Genomic DNA, 23,517 nt, shown 5'->3' with positions numbered 1-23,517 from the left:
TATTCATAGGGAGGAACTTGTACAACTTGAAAAAACAAAATATTTTTTATACCAGTCGCATAGAGTAGGCATGAATACTACTGGGGGATGTGAGGACTGTTATAGAAAGAGCGCTTCTTTTCATCATTCTATTAAGACTTCTTTCTGGAAGTATAGAAATTACAGCTGCCGCACTCATGTTCAAGTTCAATGATTTAGAGAAAGCCTTTTACATTAATACGCTGCTTGCCTTAGTAGGCCCTGTTATTTTAATTGTTACAACAGCACTCGCGTTAATCGGCCTGGCAGATCGAATCTCATTGACTCGGATCATCTGTCTTTTCTGCGGTATTTTTCTAATTCTTTTTAGTTTGAAAGCTGATTAATCCTATAGACAAGTGTTTTACATACTTCCAGAATAAAAAGGACCCATTAGGGTCCTTGTTTTCATGCTTTTTCAGTTTGGTTTCCAATTTCATTCTCTTTGATAAATTTAAAAACAATAAACAATAAAATGACGCCCAGTACTCCTGCAACAATATAACTGCCATTTAAAAAGTTTTTCATGACGATTGACATGATGGGTGGCCCCGCCGCAACACCGATAAATCTTGCTGAACTATAAAAAGAAGTGACTGTTCCTCTCAGCTCTTTTTCGATATTCTCCGTAATAATGGCGTCAAGTGCAGGCAACAATGCACCAATTGCGATCCCCACGATACTCGTCACGGCTAACAGAAGGATGATTTTTTTGTTGGTAAACCCAACGAATGCGACAGCAATAGACATGACAGCTAAACAACTGAGCATGACTAATCGTATCGTTTTAATATCCCCTTTAATTTTTCTGCCTGAAATAAACGAGGCTGTACATAATAATAGAAGAGGGATTGCCAGTACAAAACCTTTCTTAATGCCCTTAATATCATGAACCTTTTCAAGGTTTTCCGATAGAAAAAATAACATACTAAATAATATCAACATAACAAGGACGCCATTTAGAAATACTGTGTACAACCATTTTCCTTCTGCCTTGAATACCTTCTTCGTGTTATTGAAAAACTCCTTGAACTTTACTGGTTCATCTTTTTCTTTCGGAACCTTTACGAAGAAAAAAATGAGGACGATGGAAATTAAACTGAGCGCTGAAATGGAGAAGAATGGCAAAAACCATAAAAAAGCAGCAAAAATTGAACCTAGGATGGGACTTAACACTTTGCCAAACGTATTTGACGTTTCAATAATTCCTAAACAGGAACTTGCCTTTTCTTCGTCATCTTGGTAAAGGTCTCCCACGAGTGGCAAAACAATTGGCATAGCTCCAGCTGCCCCGATTCCTTGTATGACTCTACCAATAATAATCATTGTAAAAGGGTCGTCCATTTTCCATGAAGCAAATCCAGCAATCAGACCCCCGATTAAAGCGAGAATTAAACTTGGTAATATAACCTTTTTCCTGCCAAAACGGTCTGATAAGTACCCTGCTACTGGAATTAAAAAAATGGCGGCAACTGAATAACTTGTGATAATCATGCTCGATTGAAATGATGAAATCCCTACCTTGTCTTCCAGTATCGGGAGGACTGGAATCAGCATAGAGTTTCCCAGTGTCATGACCAAAGGAATTGAGGCCATGCTGACAATACACCATACACTTACCTGATCCGCTTTTTTCTCCATCACCACACCTCAACTCTTCCTATTGTGTTAAAGGTATGGTTGCCTACCGCGTTCTTTTTATGCGTGCACCGCGTTTTATCGAAATGAACGAAATATGTAACTCATTGAAATGTTGCTTGGGGAACGTCTTAAAATAAAGCGTGAAAAGCCTGAATGCCAAAATAAATCCCAAATCCAATCATAGATAAAGACGTAAATATCGAAACAATCGTTAACAGTCTGACGGATAACAATCTACGTGCGCCGCTGGATAAAAAAGACATAGAGATATCCACTATGGCAATCCCTGCCAAAATCGCGAAACTATTAAGTACGATTTGTAATTCTGAAGTGGTTCCAGCTGCCTTCGCAAGAATCGAACCGTAGATTCCCAACCAAAAAAGAATTGTAAGCGGATTCAATAAAGCCATTAGAAAACCGGCAAGCATGGACTTTCTAAGACGAACATAACGACCCGACTTTAAATTTTGCTCAATTTTGTGTACCGAGAGTAAATTTTCAATACCTGTATACAATAGGACAAAACAGCCAAATGACCAGAGAATTGTTTTGACTAAAGGCGAATCAATAAATTGACCTACTCCAAAATAAACAATCGTCATATACATCAGATCGGTTGCCAAAGTGCCTAAAGCAAAAAGCCAGGCATGGAAAAAGCCATGTCTAATACCCATATTTAATAAGACAGTCTTAACAGGGCCAATTGGCGCAGCTAAAGACGCTCCTAAAAAGAAAAAAGTAAATATTGAATTCATATAAATCCCCCCTGTTAAAAGATGTCGTTGTATTTTATTCATCTGCAACGACGTTTACGACCTTTTTAAGGAGAATTTAATTTGCCTGATTTTCGAATGTTCAATGGTGCCAGTCACTCATACATTCATGTTTATTCAAACTTTCGCGTTTTGAGTGACTGGCACCACAAATAAAAATATGCACGAATGATTTGTTCGGTACTTTTCTCTAATAATCGATTTGCATTTGCCATAGACGCTTGCAGTGTCATTGGCTGATCTACAATACTGTGTACACTGACAATTCCATAATCATACAACACCTCGATGCCCTCACCGACTGCACCTGCTAAAATAATTGTAGGAACTTGGCGCTTTTGCGCAGCTTGCGCAACCCCGAGCGGCGTCTTTCCAGAAGCCGTTTGAAAATCCACTTGCCCTTCTCCCGTAATGACTAAATCAGCATCTTTTACATAATCATCGAAGTTCACATATTTCAGAACGACATCCACCCCACGTTCCATCTTCGCCGGGAAGAAGGCGAGAAATGCGCCACCTATCCCTCCAGCAGCACCCGCACCTGGCTGATTATGAAGAGAAATACCGGTTACTTTCTCAATCTGATTCGCCCAATGGACCATATTTTCATCCAATAATTTCACATCTTCCGGCGTTGCTCCTTTTTGCGGACCAAACACGTGTGAAGCACCATTCAAACCGACTAAAGGATTTTGTACATCTGATGCAATTAAAAATGAGCTTTCTTTTATTCGTGAATCGAATTGAGTTATGTCAATGTCTGCAATATTTGCCAGATTTCCGCCCCCGAAACTGACCTCATTTCCCTCACGGTCAAGTAACTTTGCACCTAAAGCTTGCAGCATGCCAGCGCCGCCGTCATTTGTTGCCGAACCTCCTAAAGCAATAATAAAAGATGAAAATCCATCATCTAAAGCTTGCTTAATTAATTGACCCATCCCATACGTAGTTGCCTGTAATGGCGCAAGTTTTCCTTCAGGCACACGGGCTAAACCGGAAGCGCTTGCAATTTCGATAACACATGTTTTTCCATTACCTAAAATGCCATAAGCCGCCTCCACCTTACCGCCTAACGGGCCGGTAACGAATACCGCTTTCATCTTGCCATCTGTTGCAGAAACTAATGTTTCCATCGTTCCCTCCCCGCCATCTGCAACGGGAAGTAAGTGCGTTTTTGCATGCGGATATGCTTTTTGAACGCCTTGATTAATGGCATTCGCTACTTCAACAGCACTTAAACTACCTTTAAATGAATCTGGTGCAATGACTATTTTCATAATAACCTCCTAAGGAAATGCTCTCAGTACTTTGATTTAATTATACGAGCTTTTGTGATGCCGGTCACTCATTCGATTTTAAAACTATTCAGACAACCGAGGATGCTAGTTACCTCCACCATGTGAATAGGAGACAACAAAAAGCTCCTTGCGTCGTATAGAACGTAAGGAGCTTTTGGTTTTCGGGTGCCAGTCACCCATTCAATTCGAAAACTATTCCGACAACCAAAGCAAGCATGGTAAAGAGGGTGCTAGTTACCTAACCCCCTCTGAAATCGCGGACAACAAAAGCTCCTTGCGATTAAAATAACTGGAGGGGCTTTTGAGTGCAAGTATTTGCCGTTTCAATGACTGGTACAGATATCAATTTCAATCCAAAATCACCAATTCACGTATATCCTTCAAATTCGTCACACCCGATAAAGAAAGGGTAACCGACATTTCCTGATAAAGGTTTTCCAACACCTGTTCAACGCCTTTTTGGCCGCCTGCTGCTAAACCATACACGAAAGGTCTACCGATGCACACAGCATCTGCCCCAAGCGCAATTGCTTTCACAATATCAGAGCCGCGACGAATCCCACTGTCAAATAGAATTGGAATTGCCCCGTCGACCGCTTCCGCAATAACTGGAAGTGCGTCAATACTCGAAATGACGCCATCCAATTGACGTCCACCATGATTCGACACGATAATGCCGTCGATGCCATTCGCAACGGCCAGTTTCGCGTCTTCTGGATGTAAAATACCTTTTAACAAGACTGGCAGCGATGTTCTTTTCTTCAGCTCCGCCACTTTCGCCCAATCAAGCTGAGGATGATAGACGTTATCCACAATCGCTTGAATTACGCTATCAAAATCATTAGCCGGGAGCGTTGACTGAAAAACCGGGTCCGTTTCATAGTTTGCTTTTCCAAAACCTTGCATTAAAGGTGAATATTGATTGCGCACGTCTTCTTCGCGCCATCCAAGCATGACGGTGTCAACCGTTAACACAATCGCCTCGTATCCGGCATCTTCCGCCCTCTTCACCATGCTGAATGAAATTTCGTCATTTTGACTTGTCCAGTACACTTGAAACCATTTCGGACTATCGCCTGTTGCTTCCGCAATTTCTTCAATAGAATAACTAGACACTGTACTTTGAATGAAAGGCATCCCAAACTTCGCCGCCGCTTTTGCAGTCGCAATGTCCCCGTCTTCATGTGCAATTTTCTGCATCCCGACTGGCGCAATCATGAGTGGCGTTTTGTATGTACGACCGAATAACCTGATGGACGTATCAAGTGCTGACACATCATTTAAAAAGCGTGGTACAATGGCATACTTTGAAAACGAAGATTCATTTTTAACCAATGTCTCTTCTCCGCCAGCCCCCGATTGAACATATCCGAATGCACCCGTGGACATTTTCTCCTTCGCGACCGCTTCCAGTTCTTGATAGGAAGTTGGAAAAGTTTCGTCCGGGTCAATGTTTTGCAGTAATAAATCATTATTTTTGATAGACGTCAATTTCACCAAAACCTTTCTTTTAATCGTGCCTTTCGCAAGCACCCGTTCTAAAACCTGAATGAAGTCCGCGCTAAGCGCTCTAAATCCCCCACCCCGACGATTGAACTCCGCAGAATCAACCACGAATTCCGCGCAACGTCCTGCATAGGCACTTATTCGTACGCCTTGCAGTTAATCAATCCTTCTTCAACCGTGCCGCAAGTCGGTTTCCAATCGTTTGGATACTTTGAATAAGAATAATTAAAATAAAGATCGTCACATACATGACGTCCACTTCATATCGTAAATGTCCGAAACGATAAGCTAAATCACCAAGACCCCCGGCACCAACAAGCCCCGCCATCGCAGTTGCCCCTACTAACGAGACAGTCGCAATCGTCAAGCCTAGCACTATCGAAGAACGCGCCTCTCGCAACATGACATGCCAAATAATATGGCGTGTTTTAATGCCCATCGCGGTATACGCTTCGATGACGCCACTTTCCACTTCTAATAAAGCCGTTTCCATCAAACGCGATATGTACGGGGCCGTATAAAGGACAAGCGGAACGATAACCCCTTTAACCCCGATCGTCGTTCCAACGAGAAACTTTGTAAAAGGCAATATGAAAAACAATAAAATAATGAACGGGACAGACCTGACAATGTTCACGACTAAATTTAAAATTTGATGTAACCATTTATTTTCCAATGATTGTCCAGGTCGAGAAAGGACTAATAAAATCCCTAATGGAATCCCGATAAGGACTGAATAGAATAGCGAGATGCCAACCATTTGAAACGTTTCAATCGTTGCTTGTTGGTATTGCGGTAACCACTTTTCAATAAAATCTCCAAATCCGTTCAATTGTCATCCCTCAATTCTTCTACGCCGACACCGTGTTCTTTCAAGTACCGTAAGGCGTGATCGACTTCACTAGGCTTACCTGTAAAATGAACGACTAGATTTCCAATCACACCATTTTTCAACTCCATGATATTTGCGGCTAATATATTAGATTTGATCGTATATTTTTGATTGACTTCGGCTAGCATTGGCTCGCCTGTCACATCACCAGTGAACGTTAAACGGATCACAGGACCCGATAAATGTAACTGTTCAATCAATGAAGCAGACAAGTTACGTTGAGCAATCGCGCTCAAAAACTTCTTCGTTGTTTCATGTTTCGGACTTGTAAATAAGTCAATTGCTGTACCATCCTCTACGATTTTCCCACTTTCAAGCACGTACACATAATCACATATTTTTTGGATCACATCCATTTCATGTGTAATGAGTAAAATCGTAATGCCGAACTCTTCATTGATTTTCAATAATAATTCAAGAATCGATTCCGTCGTTTCAGGATCAAGCGCACTTGTCGCTTCATCACTCAGCAATATTTCAGGTTCTAGCGATAATGCCCTTGCAATGGCGACACGTTGTTTTTGACCACCTGATAATTGCGAAGGATAATGATGATGTTTATCCGCCAAACCAACGATTTCCAAATACTTAACTGTTCGTACCTTCACTTCTTCTTTACTGACGCCATGAAGTTTCAAAGGAATCGCGATATTGTCATACACCGTCGCAGTTTTCAATAAGTTGAACCCTTGAAAGATGATGCCGACTTTTTGACGGGCTTCTCGTAGTTTGTTTTTGGAGAGCGTTGTAATATCATCCCCATCAATGACCACTTTTCCACCTGAGGGTCTTTCCAACAGATTCACACAACGGATTAATGTACTTTTTCCCGCACCACTATAGCCAATGACCCCGTGAATTTCACCTTTTTTCACGTGCATATTTGCTTGATCAACAGCTTTGACTTCTTTATTTTTTATCTTAAATACTTTCGAGACGTTTTCTAATACAATCACGAACTTCACTCCTTCCTAAAGAGAAAAAAGGTGCCCTTGCATCATATCGATGCAAACACCCTTCCCCTCACATTCCAATTGTTTATACACCCACATATCGCGCGCTCTAAGCATGTATTTTTCACGCCCAAAGCGCCCTAACCGACATGTTTATGTGCTTTATATCAATTACGCCTCGGCGTAATTGCGTCGGGATTTTGAATTGCGCTTGCGCAATTAACTCCTTTCAAAATCCCTGACATCCGCCGGAGGCTTAACTTGAATCAGCAAATTCATTTGTACCGAAAGCGAAGCGACAGGTACAGGGCGTTGGAACTCCCTCTGATTTGAAATACTTTTTAACATCCAAACCGCCACTGATAGAGTTTGGCGACTTCTGCTGAATCAAGTTTTTTACCAAGAAGGAATGATCGAGCCATCGAAATTTTCTTCGATAAACTTTTTCACTTCTTCTGAACGGTAGATATCGATAAATTGTTGAACGACCTCATCATCTTTTGATTCAGCACGAACCGCAATTAAGTTCACATATGGCGAATCAGATGTCTCGCTGAAAATAGAATCTTCAGATGGCGATAGGCCATATTCGATTGCAAAGTTTGTATTAATTGCCGCCGCATCTAGCTCGTCCAATTGACGTGCAATTTGTGCAGAGTCCAGTTCTATGAAATCATAGTTCTTCGGGTTTTCCACAATGTCGTGGATTGTCCCATTCATCCCCATGCCTTCTTCCAATTTAAGTAAACCTGCTGCCTCAAAGAGCATTAATGCACGCGCACTGTTTGTCGGGTCACCAGGCAATCCGATTTTCGCGCCTTCTTCCAAATCAGCAAGATCCGTCACTTTTGACGAATAAATCCCCATTGGGAATGTCACTGTATCTGCTACTTTTAGAAGATCCAAATTACGGTCTTCTTTCATCGCTTCGAAAAACGGTTCAGTTTGGAAACTATTAATGTCAATTTCTTTTTCCGCAAGCGCAACGTTCGGCATTACATAATCCGTAAATGGCCTAACTTCAATCTCCAATCCTTCTTCAGCTGCAAGCTCTTTTACTTTTCCAAGAATTTCTTCATGTGGCCCCGCTGTAACACCAACTACTAATTTACCATCACTCAACAAGCCTTCTCCTGCATCGCCGGACTTTTCTTTGCCACCGCAAGCAGCTAACACGCCGATAACTAACACGAGGACACTTGCTAACAACCACTTTTTCATATTATTTCTCCTATTCTATGTATGTATTAATTTATTATCCTTCTGAAGCACTTCAACTTTTCGCATGGCAGACAGTACCGCTTCTTCTGTCACTTTTTGATTCATAAAATGAATCGTTTCATTAGGAAGTGTTGCTTTTTCAACAACTCTTTTTAATAGCTGTTCATTCTCAGAATTAACTCCCATATCTCCCAAACTTATCGGCAATCCCCACTCACGGTAATAATCCATTAGCTTCACAACTTCATCATCTTTTTCCTCTAAAGCTAATTGAACGAGGATTCCATAAGCAACGAGTTTGCCGTGCAGAACATCCTTCACTTCTTCAGCCTCAGTAAGTCCATTATGGATGGAATGTGCACCTGCGCTTCTGCCTAATTTCCCGCCAAATCCACCGACCATTCCGCCTGTCATGATAACGGCCTCAATGACATTCACTAGTTCTTGTGTCACAGTTCCTGTCGTCACAGCTGCAATGGCATCTTGTCCATTCTCCAACAAAATATCTTTACAAATCTTCGCGGATAACTGGGAAACTTGTAGCCAAACTGGGATTGCACGATCTTTGTAAAATGAATCGACGAGTGCATCTGCCTCATAAAACTTTGCGAGCGTATCTCCAATTCCGGCTCTTAAATACTGTACCGGGGATTCCGCGATTATCTTAGGCTCAATCAGCACAAGCGTATTCGCCAATGGAAACTCGGTAAAATGCGTAAACGTGCCATTTTCATCATAAAAAACACTGATTGGCGTCCATGCAGCACAAGTGGCAGCAATCGTCGGGATTAAGACCGATTTAACGTCCGCTTTGATTGCCGCAGCCTTCGCAATATCAAGAACAGTCCCACCGCCGATTCCGATAACCGCATCTGTACTCGACAACTTGCTCGCAATCTCATCAACGGTTTGCAACGTACAGAACCCTTCTATATATGTAAATCCAAGATTGCTATTTTCTATTAGTTGATTAGGCAAGTAAGGCCGTGCCGCATGCCAAGCACGTTTCCCAGTAACAATATGAATCTTTTCAACACCCAACTCAGCGAGCAACTCTTCCATGTCATCAAGAACGCCTTCCGCCATCCGGTAGTGTCCAGGTGCCCCTTTCACAATAGAAATCGTCATATGCATCTCTCCTTTCCATTTATAATCAACAAAGACTCCCCTTCACATCGATATCTTTCGACAAAAAATTATTATTTACGACATTCATAATTGTATTATTATTCTACCTAAAGGTCAATCGAATATTCACAAAATACTAGAAGATTTAGTCGCTCGTTTCTAAAGAAATTAAAAACTTTACGATTTTTGTATCCTTTTCCCCTCGTTTCTTCTATATAGAGGGTGAAAGGTGGTGATAACATGGCAGCAACAATCGATTTTAAAGATGCAGTTGGAAAGGTTTATTTCAACGCCGGGATGACGGAAGACGGAAAATTAATCCGTAAGGCAAAGACCTACCGCAACATTGCAAAAGACGCCAGCGCGGATAACTTGTACAGCGCACTAGAGCAACTCGCACAGCTTTCGGAGTACCCATTCATCGGTGCAGAGAAAGTGGAAACATCTTTTGTATGGAATTAACAAAATAGGATCTGAAAATTAAGGGGGATAAAAAATGGCAAAGACACTCCAATTGAACTTTACTACAGAAAACGGCAAAAACGTTACGCTGACAGTGGACGAGCCGCGTGCTGATTTGACAGCACCGGCTGTGGAAGCAGCGATGCAAGCAATCATCGCTTCAGGCATATTCGAAGTGGATGACTATCCACTAGAAGCAATAAAAAGCGCCCGCATTATCGAGCGCGATGTCACTGAACTACTCATCATGGAATAACAAAGTCTAACCGGTTCACCAGTTTTCGGTGAACCGGTTTTTATGAATGCGAAGGAAGGAGGAAACGAGATGGAACAATGGTTGCAATTAATACAGGATATCGGTTTTCCGATTTTCGTATCGTTCTACCTATTACACCGGATCGAAACCAAACTTGGCGCGATTCATGATGCGTTGATTGGGTTGAAAAGTGAGTAGGGGTGTGGAAGTTCAAGGAATTCCGTAAGTACGGGGTTCCTTTTTTATTACATACGATTGTAATGCATAGTCAAACTACGGTATCGTCCTCCCTTTCAATGTCTTTGCCACAGGGGGGGCGGAGTTCGGGAACATTTGCGGGGAGTTCAAAATCAAATGCGCGGAATTCACAAGGCAATAAGAGGGATTCGCGCACTAACGCGGGGTTCAGGTTCAATTACGCGGACTTTAAACTTAAATGCGGGGAGTTCAATAGTCAAAGAGAGGAATTCGAGCCCCCCCTAAACTCCCCCTCCACATTCTCACCCATCTATGCTATTATGAACAACAATCTACTGAAATTTCAAAAGAATGAAGGCGAGTTTGAATGAGATCAACTTTGTATTTATTATTTCTTAGTTTACTATGGGGCTCTTCATTTCTATGGACGAAGCAACTCCTAGATTATTTCCAGCCAACAACCATTGTATTTTTACGTTGTCTGTTTGGCATGATTGCTCTTTTACCATTTTTATTCTTTTCAAAAGTAAAAATCGATTTTAAAGTTCAACCAAAATTTCTGCTCGTCGTCGCCTTGGCCGCAGCAATTCCGTGGAACTTTATGGGTTTCGCATTACAAGGGATTGATTCAGGACTAAGTGGGATTTTAAACGCAACCACCCCCTTATTCGCTGTTTTATTTTCTATCGTTCTACTGAAAATAAAACCATTGCGCAATCAAATTTTCAGCCTACTCATCGGTTTTTTCGCAGTCGTCGTGCTGATGTTTTTTTCCGGACAAGCGATCGGTAGTCAATTTTCAATCGTCCATGCGTTGCTCATGTTCGGCGTTACATCTTGTTATGCACTCAACTCTATTTTTGTGAATAAATACTACACGACAGTTCCGCCCATGCATCTAAGTTTTTGGACGCTAGCAATCGCAATCCTAATCAATGGTCCCATCAGTTTATTAATGGAACCAAAAGCAATGCTAACAGTCGGCACACCAAGCGTTTTCTTATCATTACTCGTTTTAGGCAGTTTAAGCTCGGGCCTCGGCTATGTGATTTTCTATATCATCAACTCAGCCAGCGGTCCAATTTTCGCAGTGATGGTAACTTTTATCGTGCCTTTTGTATCGATCCTACTTGGTATCATTTTTCTAAATGAACCATTTCATATCGGCATCGCAATTGGGCTACCTTTAATGGTAATAAGTCTATTCTTAATGAACTTCCATTCAATAAAGTTCCGAAAAGTAATGGAAAGTGCCCCTGATAAAAACGCTTAATTCAAATTAAAAGAATCCCGCCAATATTAATATGGTGGGATTCTTGCTTGATTGAAATCAACGATTAAATAATTCCCTGCATTCTAAGAATAATCTCAGCAATGACAGCAGAACCGAGATAAGTACCTAACAGGACGAGCGACCCGACAACTAGGCTTCTCCAACCTAACTTTGCGAAATCTGCCCACGAGCGGCCAATGGCAATGCCCGCATAGGCTAAAATAGGTGTCGTAATGGCCAATAAATTAACCTCTGACGTCCATTTTACAACAGTTTCCGAACCCGGTACTCCTGGGATGGAAAGAACAATTGCGATAAGCGAGATGTAGGCGATTGCTGGGATATTGAAAGGAAGTAGCTTATCAAGCGCTAATCCTGCGATGCTAATCACGATAAGCAAAATCATACCTGGTAGCGCTTGAGTGGGCATGACATTATAGCCAATCCAGTTTCCAACGAGCGTGATGAGCCCGATAATTGCGAGTACCATCGTCCATTCTTGAATATTTCGTAACATGCGTCAGCCCTCCGCCTTCGTCTTTTTATTTCGTAACTTCATAAAAAATGCATACATTTTCTCCGTTAAAGGGAGTGCAACAAAAATACTTACATATAAACCGGTCGCCGCTGAAATCAAGTTACTTGCACCGGCTAAAGCAATAATGTCCTGTTCAAGATGTGGGAATGCGGATACCAATGACCCACTCGCCGCAGCCATCATACTGCCGCTTCCTACACCTGAAGCCATCGCAAAGGATAACGGGTGAATCGGTAACATCGTTGCGAGGACTCCAGAAATCAACCCTAAAAACACAGCCCCAAAAATCGTACCAAAAATATAAATCGACATGACGCCTCGCCCTTCAGGAGAGTTGAGTCCAAACTTGTCCATAATTAAAGCGACGTTTGGCTCTCTTCCAACAGAGTGCGTCATTCCAATACTTTCCCGCTTCATTCCGAGCAATATCGCTACTGGTAAAGCGATTAAAAGTGTCGCTAAGTGACCCAGTTCTTGTAAAATCAATGCTGGCCCAACTTCTAAAATTGTGTTAATAGAAGGTCCAATTGTGACCCCGAATTTCGCAATTAACAAACTAACCGCTAAGAAAACCAGATTCTCAGCATTTTTCGATTGTTTTTCCTTCACGAGTGGCGTGAAATAAAGGCCTAGACCAACGATGATTGCATATAACATCGGTAACAATAAAACAACCCCGCCACCAATGGATATCTTGTGTGTACCTATTAATTCAGTGACCATAACAATTCCTAAAATGATGGCATGCAAGCGCCAATCTTTCCACAAGTTCATTTGTATTCATCTCCCAATTGCCAGATTAGTTATTCTAGGTGTTGTTCAATGCATATGTTCCGAGAACGTATGCCGCAGTTCGTCATGCTTTTTACTGGATGATGATACAGTTACAAATTGAAAATCGTAAGTAAAGTTTTCTCCATCCATTTTCGATTCATACCAACAGAATATTCCGACGTTTCTATTAAAAAACAGATTCAATTGGCACTAATTCAGATGAGAATTGTACTACAACATTGGTCAACTGTTTTTTATAATACGAATATATTATCTAATAAATAGTAATTTGTCTATCTTTTTTTGCATATTTTTCAATTTCTTAATTAACCTTACTACATAATATCACGAACAATGTACATTTCCGTTTCGGGTGGTCGAATTCTTAAGTTTGAAGATAAGGCATATAAAGTCATACCCTCTACTCAAACCGCCGAAAACAAACACGAACATTTAACCATAAATTAATTATAACATCCGCATAAGTAAAAATCACCTGTACAATAACAGGTTTATAATAATTTGTATTAATGTATAAAAACACAAAAGGAAATTCAGCCAAATGTTATCTTGGACGAATTTCTTTATTTGTTCATGCAATTGTAGTGTATTGACTGAATCGTTTCTTGCACAAGTTCTATTCAAATTTCCTCTTTCTTAGCTTCTTCCTGCTCTTCCACTGCTTTGGAGCGAAGGTATTGGCGATAGCCGTATGTACTTTTACGGACTTCTTCTTGGTCTTCCAAACCTGCGCCAATTGCCCCCGCAACTGTGGCAGCAGAAGAAACAAGCCAAGCCAGCTTTAGATAATCAACGAGGTCAACTGAATGCCCAATGACCTCTTCAAAAAGATTTGCAGGCACAAATATAGCGACCGCAAAAAGGAACAGAATGAACATCGCGATATAGAAAATAACAACAGAAATCCCTAAAGTCGTGACGGTTGTCATATTATACAATCCCCGTAAACGCATGGAGTTGAAATTTGTTCTTTTTTCCCAGAGATTATGAGCAAGAATAATCCAAGCAACCATCCCAATCATCGCCAGTGACGTCAACGCGATAAATCTGGGGATTTCATAAATATTGCTCAGTTTCCAAAGTGTATTGAAAATTAGCATGTACGAACCTGTCGCAAATGCCAAACCAACTACCTTTTTAAATGAAGGCAAGATTGACCAGGGACGATTGGCAATTGTCATGCCTAAAATCACTTTTAAACGGCCTTTCACTTTGGGATTCGTAAAAAAACGGACGGTTCTCTCATTATTTTCACCCTGCTCTTCACATCTTTCCACTTCTGTGAATTTGAAAATGCGTGGCACTCTGTTCATTAATCGGCTTTTCTTATCATTCGCTAAAAAACCAGGCCCTTTTTTATTGAGAGGAACACTAAGTTCTCTATTGAAACCGCGGTAATAAAGTTCTTTCACAATTTGAATCATTGTTTTCTCAATCTTTTTTGGCGTAGAAAATAGTCCGAAGGCAGGTAAAGATACTTGGGCAATACATGCGTCAACATCCGCATCTGACAGAACGATGAGACCATCAACAAAAATCGGTAAATCCGTTAAAGAAATGACATAATCCCAATCATTCGCTTCTTTTCGGCTACCCGCTTGCTTCATAATCTCCTCCACTTTATCTACTGCCCCGGTCAGCCGATCAACTTCGACCTCCACTTCCCATTCTTTTTCACTTTCGATTTCTTTAGAAAGGATGTCTCCTAATTCCTCGCTAATTTTATGACAAATGGTCGCCGGTAAGCCGGGGGCTGAAACTAGACCAAGACGCAGCCTGTTCGGTTCTTTCCGATTTTCTATCAAAGAACCCCCTCCTTTGTTGTCATCTATCCCCCTTTTACTTTCAAATAAACTAATGGAATTCGCCTTTTGAACGGCACCTGCGTAATAACCTATAAACTCCATATTCATTTAATCCATTATCTGAATAGTGTCCGAATTGCATGGGTGACTGGCACCATATATTTTCTCCCACATATCACTCGTGAAGAATAGTAATTTCCTATAGAATAGGAGAGTCTAGTGATCAAAAAATATATTTAAAATTTGTAGGTGAAGGTTTTTTGAACGATATTGTAATTACAGGTTACGGGATAAAAGCCCCTGGTGTGCATGACAAATCAAGTTTTTTACAGGTATTAAAAAAAGGAATTTGTACACAGGGCATTGTAAAAAGTGATACGCCGCCTCATACGAATGTGGTTGCGGGAGTCATAGAAGACGAATTTCTAGAAATCAATGGGAGAAATTTCAAACGGTATCCACGGTTTGTTAGATTGGCAATCGCCGCTGCAATAGATGCTGCTAAGATGGCAAATTTGGAGGATATCAAACCACACCGTATTGCTGTTATTCTAGGAACTGCTGCGGGTGCAATTCTTGAAATTGAACAATATGCTCCCCAGTTTCACGATTTGAAAACAACTCCGATTCAAGGTGTTTCCTATGCCGATTCGCACACGGCGTCAGGTTCTGTCGCAGAAGTGATTGGTGCTTGCGGGCCTGCCTTCACATTATCGACTGGATGCACCGCTAGTTTGGATGCGGTAGCTATGGGCAAGCTTCTCCTTGAGAATGGCAGTGTCGACGCTTGCATTGTGGGAGGAACAGATGCCCCTTTAGGCCAATGGACACTCAATGGCTTTAAGAAAGTTAGAATACTCTCCACTGAAACGGCTATTCATCATGCGGGCGTCCCCTTTTCGAAAAAACATCAGGGGTTTGTTTTATCCGAAGGCGCTGGATTAATTGTGTTAGAGCGCAAACAATCCGCCGAGGTACGTGGTCAAAAGATATATGGGAAGGTTGAACGCGTTATCTCAAGAAATGAAGGACAAAAATTATTACGTTCGGATCATACAGGGAAGCATATGCTGGATGTCTTTCAAGAAACTGTCGGCAATACGACGCCGACTTATGTAAACAGTCAGGCCCTTGGTGTCGACACAAATGATCAGATCGAACGATACATCCTTTTGAAAACATTTGAATCGAAGGTACCGATTACTTCTATAAAAGGAATGATTGGACATAGCTTTGGTGCGATGGGGGCAATGCAAATCATAGCATCCCTTCTATCAATGGAATACGGGTTTATCCGACCTACAACAAAGACAAAAGGGGATGGATTTCAAGACGTACCGATTGTTTTTGAAACGAGGCCTCAAGCTGTTCATTCCGTAGCCATCACAACTCACGGGAGCAGTGGGAATTACGCTTGTCTATTATTGACACATACTTAGGAGGTGGCCTCTATGTTTTATATTTTTCTAATTTTATTATCTTGTATTCCCATCGGTGTGGGAATTACGCTATTGGTTTTATTTGAGAAAAACAGACTCTCAAAAATTATATTTCTGCTACTTATCATGGTTACGCTCTGGCAATTGGACATTGCTTTTTTGTATGCTCATCGTTCACTAGAAAAAGAGACCATTCTTTTTTTATTTAATCTCTTTCGCTTTGGTTCCATCATGATTACACCAACGTTTTTTTATTTAGGCTATACAATTGTGCAAGAAATGTTGCCAAAAGATTTAGCTAAGAAGTGGCAGTTGTTCATCAATCGATCGACCGTACTTTTATTCTACGGAATTGCCTTCTTCGTTTACATCATTAGTTGGAGCGATAAGGCAATTCAACGAATTGAACTAATGAACATTGGTTCTAGTATCTTTTACTTTCCTGTTTACGGAGAATTGTCATGGATTTATATTTTCAATATTATGCTTTCTATTGTGAACATGACGATTTGTTTGTTCATTAGTCTACATGTACCAAATAAGAGTATACAATCATTTTTAGTTTATTTTATGATTTTTTCTGCCTTTGGATTTGCAATTGGCTCTTTAAATATGTTCCCATCGGCAAGATTGTACCCAAGTTCGATTGCATTACTCGTTTATGCATTATCAATTTTAATTCTCACGAGTCGAATGCATCTTGATATCGTAAATAATATGAATAGGAAACTTTCAGAACAAAAGAAGTTTCTATTCCAAGTGATTGATTTAAACCCAAACTACATTTATGCCAAAGATGAGTTTGACCGTTATACACTTGTCAATCAATCCTATGCCCAGTTAATGGGAAAAGACACTCAAGAAATGATCGGAAAAACGTATGATGAATTGCAAAAAGACAACGATACAGAGCCTCACTCCATGCAAAAGAGTGATGAATTCAAGCAAACTGACCAACTGTTGGTTAAAGAAGAATCCATTAAAGCTGCCTCTGGTGAAGAGAGATGGGTTCAAACCGTCAAAATCCCAATTCATATACATGACAGCTCAGCGCTACTTGCTGTATCCACTGACATTACAGAGCGAAAGCAATTTGAAGATGAAATTCAATTCCAAGCTAATCATGATACATTAACAGGATTGCCGAATCGAAGAAAGTTCAATAAGGATTTGTCGAGCCTTCTAGAAAAAGCCAAATCCGAAGACAGTCAAAATGCAATTGTGTTTCTTGATTTGGACCGATTTAAATACATCAATGACACACTCGGACATGATGCTGGTGACCTCTTATTAAAAGAGGTGTCAAGTCGGATTAAAAACTTACTCAAGAGAAAGTATCCGAGTGCCGAAATTTATCGGATCGGTGGGGATGAATTCACCATCTTACTTCCACACGCCACTGCAACAGATAGTGAAGGATTCGCCAAAGATGTATTAAACGAATTTAAAGAGAGCTTTGTACTAGAGGGCAGCAATTACTTTATTTCACTCAGTATTGGCATTAGCCTCTTTCCAAATGACGGGTATGACGTGAATACATTAATAAAACATGCAGATATCGCAATGTACTATGTAAAAGGAAGAGGAAAAAATGACTTCCAACTGTTCACTCCACAAATGCAGCAAGAATTCGAAAGAAAAGTAATGATTGAAAAACAATTACAAACAGCACTTGTGAATGAAGAAATTGAACTGTTTTATCAGCCGATTATGGATTTGAAAACAAATGAAATTGTAGGAATGGAATCTCTTATACGTTGGAATAATAAAGTGCTTGGTCAAGTACCACCAGATGAGTTTATTTCAATTGCGGAAGAAACTGGCGTGATTATTCCAATCGGCCACTGGGTATTAAATACAGCTATCGAACAACATGCACGTTGGCAAAAAACAACCAATCAACCGATATATGTAAGCATTAATGTATCAGTGAGACAGTTACTCGATCCAACTTTTTTAGAGAAGTTGAAAAATGCGATAGAGAACAATTTGCTAGATCCATCCCAGATTGTATTAGAAATTACGGAGAGTATTGCGATGTATGCAGAGTCGATGAGTGAAAAGCTAGCTGAATTAAAAAAACTAGGGATTTCGCTCTCCATGGATGACTTTGGAACTGGTTACTCATCACTTAGCTATTTAACTAAATACCCACTCGATTCATTGAAAATCGATAAATCATTTGTGATTAACATGCATCGAAACGATGAAAACAAAGCCATTATTCAAACGATTACCGCAATCGCTAAAGAATTCGATTTAAAAGTCATCGCTGAAGGTGTAGAAGGACAAGAAGCTCATCATTTCTTAAAGGAGATTGGCTGTGATTACGCACAAGGCTATCATTTCAGCCCTCCAGTGCCTGCAAGTGAATTTCAAGAAAGATGGCTTTGAGGTTGAATCTTTGAAAGGTACCTATATAGGGTGCAATTAAGGTAATTTAAAGTGATTGAATAAATATAAATAGGAACCCCGTCGAAGGTACCGCCCCCCGAAAGTTAGATTTATTACTCTAACTTTCGGGGGGCGGTACCACGAACCTTCATTCGGCAGCGTTCCTTTTTATATTTAATACCATGATCTGAATAGTGTCCGAATTGAGTGAGTGACTGGCACCACTAAAACTATCGAGTAGTCCCTCGCTCAATAATCGTCGCAGGCATTTCATATAAGTACTTTTCCGGTTTTTCACCTTGAATGATTTTGATTAATAATCGAGTAGCGACTGCGCCCATGTCATAGATCGGCTGAGATACAGTTGTTAATTCTGGATAAATAAACTCGCCAAAAAACGAGCCATCGAATCCAATAATTTGAAGCTCCTCAGGCACTTTAATCCCTCTTTTTAAAGCTACTTTTAAAAAACCAGCTGCAATTGTATCATTACTACAAAAAATGCCATCAATCCCTGTATGTATGTCAAAGAATTGTTCGGCTTGTCTTTCAGCATCTTCTAGCTGAAATTCTGCCTCACCGATCGTATAGTTCACTCGCTGTTCTTCCACAGCATCGATAAAGCCATGATATCGCGCATCTGATGGAGCGATATTTTTGGGACCTCTAATGTGCGCAATATTTTTTACCCCTTTTGCCATTAATAATTCAGTCGCTTTCTTAGCGCCATGATAATTATTTGAAACGACAGAAGGAAAGGATGCATCTCCAATACGGTCCAGCGCAACGATAGGTACATTTAAATCTGAATAAACTTTTGATTCCTGGGATTGCGTGGTCAAAATAATGCCATCTACATATCTTTCTTTAAACAAATCCAGATAATTCATTTCTTTTTCTGGATCTTTGTCAGAATTACAAAGCACAACTTTGTATCCACACTTCATGGCAATATCTTCAACTGCCCTTGCTAATTCCGGAAAAAAAGGGTTCGTAATGTCCGGAATAATTAAACCGATCATATTTGATGTTTTATGATAAAGAGATCTTGCAATCGAATTCGGCGTATAATTTAACTCTTTAATTACACTTTTTACTTTTTTCAACGTTCCTTCACTCACATAACCATTTTGATTAATCACGCGGGAAACAGTTGCTACCGAAACCCCTGCTTCTTCTGCCACTTTTTTTATAGTAACCATCTACCCCTCCACCCCCACCTAGTTAGGCCCTATGTAAAACTACAAATGATAGGATTATCATTTATTCTATATGATATGTGAAATTTTGTCATAAAACAGTATGGCAATAAATGATATCTCCCTATCACTTAAATCGTGATAGGGAGTTGTCACCACCGTATAACGAATCACAATGACGATTGCCTAGAAAAGAAACATTCCTGCAATCGCACCGTTTAAACAAGTTGCTAAACTACCTGCGATCATCGCTCTCAAACCTAGCATCGAAGCATCTTTTCTACGTTCCTTAGCAAGTCCGCCAATCGTTCCAATCTGTATAGCGATCGATCCAAAGTTACCGTAACCAGCAATTGCGAAACTTAGAATCATGCCAGTTTTGAGTGACAGCTCATCAAACATTGGACCTAATCCAGCAAATGCAACAAATTCATTAATCACGATTTTTTGCCCAATAAATTGTCCCGCTTGAAATGCTTCATCCCACGGCACACCTAATAGAAAAGCAAAAGGAGCAAGAATAAACCCTAAAATATAATCCATCGTTAAATCTTCAAAACCGAATAAACCTCCAACAAATCCAAATCCTGCATTTACTAAAGCAATGAGGGAGATAAACGCTAACAACATGGCTGTAACAGAGATAATAATATTCATTCCTGTCGCAGCACCATTCGCAGCAGCATCAATAATGTTGGATGGTTTTTCATCTCCAAATAGCTCGTCCCCTGCTTTTACATCTTTAGCATCTGATCCATTTAAGATTTCTTCCATCTTTTCTTTTGTATGTGGAAACATGATTTTTGACATGACCAATCCAGAAGGAGCTGCCATAAAACTTGCCGCTAATAAGTATTCGAGTGGAATACCTAATAAGGAATAGCCAACTAACACTGCACCTGAAGTAGATGCCATACCCCCGACCATGACCGCAAATATTTCTGAGTTACTCATCTTATTAATAAATGGTCTGATCAATAACGGTGCTTCCGTATGCCCAATAAAGATATTCCCTGCAGCTGAGATCGACTCTGGCTTCGATGTATGTAAAAGCTTTGATAAAAAGCCACCAATTACATTAATTATCCACTGCATAATTCCTAAATAATACAAAATAGAAATTAAGGAAGAGAAGAATACAATAACTGTTAATACTTCCAGAACAAAAATCATACCCGAAGCATCTCGAACGAGTGGACCAAATAAGAAATCAATTCCTTCATTTACAAACGAAATAATCCCTTGAACACCTAATGATAATTCAACTAAAATCGTCCGACCAAGCGTTGACTTCAATACAATGTAAGCGAATACAAATTGTATAATAAGACCGACTACAATCGTCCTTGTATGAATGTTTTTTCTATCTTTACTTAAAATAAACCCTAGACCTAAAATGCTAATTACACCAAGTAAACCCCATAGTATATTTATCATTTTTTCACCTCTATTTTCTTATTTTTATCAATCAAATTCACCTAAAAATTACTAGGTTTCTATTACTACTTCTTCATCTCAATCGACAGTTAAAAGTCGCTTCAATATAGGTAACCGCTTACATGATGTGTAAAAAAGGTTGTACGCAATCTTACTAAATGATCGCCTTGAGAAACGCTAGAATGATAAGTCTTATGTATACACCACAATGAACTAGTCAATCTTTAATCGTTTGTGAGAGGTCTTAAAGCCCATGGTTCAGAGACCTCTCACGCCGATACGCGCTAACTTATAAAGTGCTTAAATTACTTGGCATCCGCCACATACTTAAGGATATTAATCCATAAGTCTTGATAATGTTCCCAGTTTAACGATTGTTTTGGCCACCAATGAGGCGCACAATCACTTGCAAAACAAGCAGTTTTACCGCCCTTATATTCGCCTAAAACTAAAAACGGATCCCGCTCTGTTTCCACTAAGACTGTTGCGTCTGGCTTTGCCTTAAATCGGTTGTAACCTAGGTAAGCTGGCCACTGGTCGATATTTTCCGTGATAAAATGTTTCGTTTCTGTATTACGAGGACGGACTCCCTCTGGTGCTTCAAAGCGGTCGTCTCCCTCTTTCATAATGACAGGTAGAACGTCTGCGATGACCGTGTTGCTATAGTTGGCTTTCCCTTCGATTCCACTAAAAGATAGATAGCCTCCAACCATCAACAGGCCGCCACCATTTTCAACATACTCTTTGATCATGGACAGCGCATTTGGAACGGACTCCATGTCATAAAACGTCGCATTTTGAAGTAAAAATGTATTCGCGCCAATATCACTAATCACAATCGCATCGTAAATTTCTAACTCACTAACACTTTTTGGGAAGCGTACTTGGACTTCATGCGCAGGCATGTAGTCAACATCAACGCCACCTTCGCGTAAACAATTCAGCAGGTGTGTCGCGCCCTCCTCATATTTTGTGCTCTCGAAACTGTCAAATCCCTTCGTATGAATCATATGAATTGTCCAGGAATCTCCAATAAAAAGTACTCTCAATGATTTCAGCTCCATTTCTATTTGTGTAACCCGTTCCACATCTATCATAAATTACTGTTAAATTATCAAACACTCAATATCTTCAGTATGTAAAGGGTTACATAATTCAAGTTAATTTATTCTCCCAAATATATCAAATGGGGATACTATGTTTTTATTTGTAAAATGTCATGTTCTCATGTTCCAATCTTGCTAGCTCTGTGTCAATCTTGCGGAAGAAGATCGACGATTACTTCATCTTTACGGAATGAATAATATTGAACTTCTTTGTGATTAACATCTTGTAGATTAAATTCTAACTTTTGTAAGTTCGTATTTTCATACAATCTAATATAAAGCGTCATTTTATTGACATCATAATAAGATGTATATTGCGTATAAGGCAATACGAATTTATTTTCTTTTATCAAACGTAAAGAACCTTTAGGGTTTGTGACGGCGCCAAGCAAATGTATCAGTTGATGAAGCGCATCCTCACGTGTTACATCGACAGATAATAGCTTATGATAAGCTGCCCTTAAAAACCTTGCGTCAGGGCTCAAGCCAGATGGAATCCCTGCCAAACCTGTATTAAACTCATCGATTTCAAACGGTTCGATCGGCTCCTCCATCGCATAAGTATATTTTCTACGTGTACTTCGCTCTAAATGTGTTTTTAAATTGGTTACATGCCAATCAAAATTAGGTTCATTGGTAAAGACGCCAATCTTGTTTTCGTAGATATCAAAACCATTTTCACGAGTCGGCTCAACTACGATCGAGCGTCCAGACTTATCTTGAAAGACAGCGTGTTGGGGAACTGACTTCCCCATCATTGGCCCCGCCTCAGAAACAACGCCAATGTCTTTATTCAAGTTTTCTTTAATCTCGTCTAGGTCTTTATAGTTCGTTAAAATCCAAGTGACAACTTCTTCGCCTCGTAAACCGATCTTTCCGGATGCTTCTACTTCGGCTGCTGGAACATACTTATAAAAATGGTCGAAATAGAAGGAACCTCCACATAAACCATGTTCATTCATTCCATCTAAAACGACAGGGTTTTCCTCCACATCATGCTCTGCCCATACGATGCCCATTACCGCATATTTCGTTCTAAAAGGCGTAAAGGTAGAATGATAATCCCAATTCCTAGGGATTGTTATCCCAGCATAATCAAAGTCCTGATCAAAGTCTTGTGTTCTTCCCCAGAAAACTTCATTTTCATCTGTCATCAACTTTATTCCCGTGCACATTTTTATCCCT

22 protein-coding genes are annotated in these 23,517 nt (G+C 40.2%); 7 read left to right on the top strand and 15 right to left on the bottom strand.

From position 1 onward, the window contains the following. Window positions 1-89: 89 nt before the first annotated feature. Entirely contained in the window at window positions 90-365 is a 276-nt protein-coding gene (locus AB1H92_RS02725) for a YqhV family protein (protein WP_115360050.1), read from the top strand. Window positions 366-426: 61 nt separating this feature from the next. Here the strand turns inward: AB1H92_RS02725 and AB1H92_RS02720 are convergent, their stop codons facing one another. The 8 genes from AB1H92_RS02720 to AB1H92_RS02685 form a co-directional block, all read right to left on the bottom strand. Next, the gene (locus AB1H92_RS02720; RefSeq protein WP_115364022.1) at window positions 427-1,659 is read right to left on the bottom strand and encodes an MFS transporter; all 1,233 of its coding nucleotides are present in this window, start codon (window positions 1,657-1,659) and stop codon (window positions 427-429) included. Between the two features lie 128 nt (window positions 1,660-1,787). Then, the gene (locus AB1H92_RS02715; RefSeq protein WP_115360049.1) at window positions 1,788-2,414 is read right to left on the bottom strand and encodes a LysE family transporter; all 627 of its coding nucleotides are present in this window, start codon (window positions 2,412-2,414) and stop codon (window positions 1,788-1,790) included. A gap of 131 nt (window positions 2,415-2,545) precedes the next feature. Continuing rightward, a complete protein-coding gene (locus AB1H92_RS02710; RefSeq protein WP_115360048.1) occupies window positions 2,546-3,709 on the bottom strand; it encodes a glycerate kinase in 1,164 nt (387 codons plus the stop codon). 369 nt (window positions 3,710-4,078) lie between these two features. Then, entirely contained in the window at window positions 4,079-5,221 is a 1,143-nt protein-coding gene (locus tag AB1H92_RS02705; RefSeq protein WP_172481068.1) for an alpha-hydroxy-acid oxidizing protein, read from the bottom strand. Window positions 5,222-5,396: 175 nt separating this feature from the next. After that, a complete protein-coding gene (locus tag AB1H92_RS02700; protein WP_243835611.1) occupies window positions 5,397-6,068 on the bottom strand; it encodes a methionine ABC transporter permease in 672 nt (223 codons plus the stop codon). Then, window positions 6,065-7,084, bottom strand: a complete 1,020-nt coding sequence (locus tag AB1H92_RS02695; protein WP_115360047.1) for a methionine ABC transporter ATP-binding protein — start codon at window positions 7,082-7,084, stop codon at window positions 6,065-6,067. The genes AB1H92_RS02700 and AB1H92_RS02695 overlap by 4 nt, the downstream gene beginning before the upstream one ends. Window positions 7,085-7,477: 393 nt before the next feature. Further along, window positions 7,478-8,302, bottom strand: a complete 825-nt coding sequence (locus tag AB1H92_RS02690) for a MetQ/NlpA family ABC transporter substrate-binding protein (protein ID WP_115360046.1) — start codon at window positions 8,300-8,302, stop codon at window positions 7,478-7,480. Between the two features lie 15 nt (window positions 8,303-8,317). Then, a complete protein-coding gene (locus AB1H92_RS02685) occupies window positions 8,318-9,430 on the bottom strand; it encodes an iron-containing alcohol dehydrogenase family protein (RefSeq protein ID WP_115360045.1) in 1,113 nt (370 codons plus the stop codon). A 240-nt stretch (window positions 9,431-9,670) separates the two neighbouring features. Between AB1H92_RS02685 and AB1H92_RS02680 the strand changes: the two genes are divergently transcribed. From AB1H92_RS02680 to AB1H92_RS02665, 4 genes are all read left to right on the top strand, one after another. Beyond that, window positions 9,671-9,892, top strand: a complete 222-nt coding sequence (locus AB1H92_RS02680) for a DUF1659 domain-containing protein (RefSeq protein ID WP_115360044.1) — start codon at window positions 9,671-9,673, stop codon at window positions 9,890-9,892. Between the two features lie 34 nt (window positions 9,893-9,926). Continuing rightward, complete coding sequence (locus tag AB1H92_RS02675; protein WP_115360043.1) at window positions 9,927-10,148, top strand: DUF2922 domain-containing protein; 222 nt, start codon at window positions 9,927-9,929, stop codon at window positions 10,146-10,148. A gap of 69 nt (window positions 10,149-10,217) precedes the next feature. Then, window positions 10,218-10,346: a YvrJ family protein gene (locus AB1H92_RS02670; protein ID WP_082295113.1), complete on the top strand. Its 129-nt coding sequence runs from the start codon at window positions 10,218-10,220 to the stop codon at window positions 10,344-10,346. Between the two features lie 367 nt (window positions 10,347-10,713). Next, a complete protein-coding gene (locus AB1H92_RS02665) occupies window positions 10,714-11,619 on the top strand; it encodes a DMT family transporter (protein WP_115360041.1) in 906 nt (301 codons plus the stop codon). 64 nt (window positions 11,620-11,683) lie between these two features. Here AB1H92_RS02665 and AB1H92_RS02660 read toward each other — a convergent pair whose 3' ends face one another. From AB1H92_RS02660 to AB1H92_RS02650, 3 genes are all read right to left on the bottom strand, one after another. Further along, window positions 11,684-12,136 (bottom strand): hypothetical protein, encoded by a 453-nt coding sequence (locus AB1H92_RS02660; protein ID WP_115360040.1) that lies wholly within the window; start codon window positions 12,134-12,136, stop codon window positions 11,684-11,686. A 3-nt stretch (window positions 12,137-12,139) separates the two neighbouring features. Further along, a complete protein-coding gene (locus AB1H92_RS02655) occupies window positions 12,140-12,931 on the bottom strand; it encodes a DUF3100 domain-containing protein (protein WP_115360039.1) in 792 nt (263 codons plus the stop codon). A 641-nt stretch (window positions 12,932-13,572) separates the two neighbouring features. Next, window positions 13,573-14,757 carry a hypothetical protein gene (locus AB1H92_RS02650; RefSeq protein ID WP_115360038.1) on the bottom strand — a complete coding sequence of 395 codons (1,185 nt, stop codon included), beginning with the start codon at window positions 14,755-14,757 and terminating at the stop codon, window positions 13,573-13,575. Window positions 14,758-15,017: 260 nt separating this feature from the next. Between AB1H92_RS02650 and AB1H92_RS02645 the strand changes: the two genes are divergently transcribed. Then, window positions 15,018-16,196 carry a beta-ketoacyl synthase N-terminal-like domain-containing protein gene (locus tag AB1H92_RS02645; RefSeq protein WP_115360037.1) on the top strand — a complete coding sequence of 393 codons (1,179 nt, stop codon included), beginning with the start codon at window positions 15,018-15,020 and terminating at the stop codon, window positions 16,194-16,196. A 12-nt stretch (window positions 16,197-16,208) separates the two neighbouring features. Next, window positions 16,209-18,590, top strand: coding sequence for an EAL domain-containing protein (locus AB1H92_RS02640; RefSeq protein ID WP_115360036.1), 2,382 nt, complete (start codon window positions 16,209-16,211; stop codon window positions 18,588-18,590). Between the two features lie 230 nt (window positions 18,591-18,820). Here the strand turns inward: AB1H92_RS02640 and AB1H92_RS02635 are convergent, their stop codons facing one another. The 4 genes from AB1H92_RS02635 to AB1H92_RS02620 form a co-directional block, all read right to left on the bottom strand. Beyond that, the gene (locus AB1H92_RS02635) at window positions 18,821-19,792 is read right to left on the bottom strand and encodes a LacI family DNA-binding transcriptional regulator (protein ID WP_115360035.1); all 972 of its coding nucleotides are present in this window, start codon (window positions 19,790-19,792) and stop codon (window positions 18,821-18,823) included. 183 nt (window positions 19,793-19,975) lie between these two features. Next, the gene (locus tag AB1H92_RS02630) at window positions 19,976-21,223 is read right to left on the bottom strand and encodes a NupC/NupG family nucleoside CNT transporter (protein ID WP_115364019.1); all 1,248 of its coding nucleotides are present in this window, start codon (window positions 21,221-21,223) and stop codon (window positions 19,976-19,978) included. 308 nt (window positions 21,224-21,531) lie between these two features. Next, entirely contained in the window at window positions 21,532-22,275 is a 744-nt protein-coding gene (locus AB1H92_RS02625; protein ID WP_256594298.1) for a glutamine amidotransferase, read from the bottom strand. 203 nt (window positions 22,276-22,478) lie between these two features. Next, the gene (locus AB1H92_RS02620; RefSeq protein ID WP_115360034.1) at window positions 22,479-23,507 is read right to left on the bottom strand and encodes a linear amide C-N hydrolase; all 1,029 of its coding nucleotides are present in this window, start codon (window positions 23,505-23,507) and stop codon (window positions 22,479-22,481) included. Window positions 23,508-23,517 lie beyond the last annotated feature (10 nt).

It is taken from the genome of Sporosarcina pasteurii (assembly GCF_041295575.1).
Classification (GTDB): domain Bacteria; phylum Bacillota; class Bacilli; order Bacillales_A; family Planococcaceae; genus Sporosarcina; species Sporosarcina pasteurii.
Note: the sequence above shows the minus strand (reverse complement) of the source record. Positions and strands in the feature narration are given on the sequence as shown.